Below are 2,381 nucleotides of genomic sequence, written 5' to 3'. Positions count from 1 at the left end.
CTTCGAACCGGCAATCGCCTGGAACGAGGTCATGATACCGACAACCGTACCGAACAGACCGATGAACGGACCGGCCGAACCGATGGTCGCCAATGAGCCGAGTTTCGATTCCAGCTGCTCGCTCTCGCGCGCCATCGTCACGTCCATTGCGCGGTCAATGCGCATCTGGAGGCCGATGGGCGAACGGGCGCCGCGCTCGAAGGATTTTTTCCACTCGCGCATTGCCGCAACGAAAATAGCGGCAAGGCCACCATTCTGTCGCTCTGCCAGCGTTCTGTAGAGTTCTTCAAGCGACTGGCCGGACCAGAAGACCTGTTCGAACTGGTCGAACTGCTTCTTCGCCTTGCCGAAGCTCACATATTTGTCGATGACGATCGCCCACGTCCAGACCGATGCGGCCAGAAGACCGATCATGACCAACTTGACGATAAAGCCTGCCTGCATGAACAGTGCCCAGAGACTTACGTCATGCGTCGCTGCTGCCAAACCTGCCTGTTCCATAAATACTCAATCCCCGAATCCAAACGCCCGGCACGAGACCGGGCGGTTTCAAGTGTGCGCTCATGGCCGAAGAACGGCACCTGACCGTTAACCTCGTTGCGCAAGCCCCGTTATTTGCCATTGCGCCTTCCTTGCCTGTAAATTTGGTAAAAGGAAGGCGTGCAGCGCACAAATAGCGATCGTCAAAGTAAGACTACATTATGGTTAAGAGAATGTTACACTTTCTCGATCTTCAGAAAAGAACGCCGACTTTGGTCACGTTTATTTGAGAAATTTCTCGCTGATGGTTTCCGGCAGGCGTCTCGGCCGTCCTTTGGCGTTAATCACGGCAATGATAACCTTGGCAGCCACCAGCAGGGTTTCACCCCGCAAAATTTCCTGTTGGAGCACCATTTTGGCCCCACCAGCCTTCTCGGTACGCGTCATGATTGTCAGAACATCGTCCATACGGGCTGGCGTCTTGAAGTCGATTTCCATGCGATGAACAACAAAAACCAACCCCTCCTCATCGGCAGTCAACAGTGCACTCTGTTCACAACCGAGGCAGCGCAGATAGTCCGTGCGGCCACGCTCAAGAAAATGCAGATACCGGGCGTGATAAACCAGGCCGGAGAAATCCGTGTCTTCGTAATAGACGCGCTGCATCAGGCGGTGGCCATGCTCGATGAGTTCGCCGGAGATTGAAAAAAGCTGGTCGCTCATGATGTGAGGTCCGTACTGATTAAGAAACTGAATGCTTGAGGTGAAACCCGGCAGATACCACAACAGCTAGAGCGAAAGAAAGCGCGATACCGACCGCACTCAACAATCTGTGAGTAGCCCGATCAGGGCTTGCCAGCCATATCCAGATCACCATCCCGCCACACGAGGTGTTTGACCGTTGTCGGCAGATCTTCGATTTCATCGGCAATAAAATAGGGCGGAATATCAAGCGTTTTCAACGCCTCAGTGGTCGCGGGCACCCAGCGGAATTCCAGCTCGTTTTTACCATCCTGCACCCGGTGAATGATATCGCTTGGGTGGAATGGAAAACTCTCCGGCAATTCCATCAGGTAATAAAAGCCTAGCTCATGCCAATGCTTTTCTTCGTAATGGAAGAAGTTCTCAACCGCCCATAGCAGTCGGCCGACCTGGACCTCAGCTCCAAGCTCCTCGACCATTTCGCGGGCAAGCGTTTCGGCAGAGGTTTCACCCATTTCCGCCCGACCACCGGGAAAAGTCCAGAATGTCTCATGCGTCGCTCGGTGCACCAATACATGCCCGTCGCGAAACGCCAGACCAGCAATACGCATCTGGAAAATGCGTTTCGGCTTGAATTTCATGCGAATGCGCATGTCCTGCTGTTCTGTCATGAATGTGATCCTGCGGCCATAAGCCGTTCCTCATCAAAACCCAATGCAGCCACCTCCTGCCGACGAAACGCTGCATCATCGGCAACGATGAATTCGTCCAGTTGTGGCGGCTTTACGCTCGTTCCCGCCAACATGGCATGCACCTGCCCACGATGATGGGTCTGGTGTTGAAAGACGTGCTGCAAGACATCGTCAAAACGTTCGCGTTGAATACGCCCCTGGCGATGAATGTGCACTTCAGCACCAAGTCCCGCAGGCGTTATGGCATCCACCAGAGCGATAAGAACCGCGTCGAGAGCGGACTGTTCGGCCGAAAGACTGTCGATGGTCTGGCATGGCTCGGGATCAGCCCAGGCGGCCGGCCCCAATGTACCGCCCCTCAAGGCATCGATATAAAACCGGTCCACGACGAGGATATGATTGAGCGTCGCCTTGATGGACGGAAAGAACGAAACACGCGGCGCCTCAAATTCTCCCGGCTGCAGTTGCCGGCAGGCCTGATGCAGCCGGTAATTGGCCAGCGCATTG

The 2,381-nt window shown here is 54.7% G+C and carries 4 protein-coding genes; all 4 read right to left on the bottom strand.

Annotation, left to right across the window (positions count from 1 at the left end):
- Positions 1–501 (bottom strand): MotA/TolQ/ExbB proton channel family protein (locus tag RT613_RS23210; protein WP_313618732.1); only part of this gene is annotated, 501 nt, incomplete at its 3' end.
- Positions 502–762: 261 nt separating this feature from the next.
- Entirely contained in the window at positions 763–1,203 is a 441-nt protein-coding gene (gene ybgC, locus RT613_RS23205) for a tol-pal system-associated acyl-CoA thioesterase (protein ID WP_313618731.1), read from the bottom strand.
- Positions 1,204–1,325: 122 nt separating this feature from the next.
- Positions 1,326–1,853, bottom strand: coding sequence for an NUDIX hydrolase (locus RT613_RS23200; RefSeq protein WP_313618730.1), 528 nt, complete (start codon positions 1,851–1,853; stop codon positions 1,326–1,328).
- The coding region (locus RT613_RS23195) for a DinB family protein (RefSeq protein ID WP_313618729.1) at positions 1,850–2,381 on the bottom strand (532 nt) is incomplete at its 5' end. The genes RT613_RS23200 and RT613_RS23195, both read right to left, overlap by 4 nt.

Origin of the sequence: Agrobacterium sp. (assembly GCF_032092815.1) — a bacterium.
In the GTDB taxonomy this organism is placed as follows: domain Bacteria; phylum Pseudomonadota; class Alphaproteobacteria; order Rhizobiales; family Rhizobiaceae; genus Agrobacterium.
Note: the sequence above shows the minus strand (reverse complement) of the source record. Positions and strands in the feature narration are given on the sequence as shown.

Bases quoted from the DNA above. Each gene is read 5' to 3' on its own strand.
- RT613_RS23200 (WP_313618730.1), bottom strand. From the start codon at position 1,853: ATGACAGAACAGCAGGACATGCGCATTCGCATGAAATTCAAGCCGAAA.
- ybgC (WP_313618731.1), bottom strand. From the start codon at position 1,203: ATGAGCGACCAGCTTTTTTCAATCTCCGGCGAACTCATCGAGCATGGC.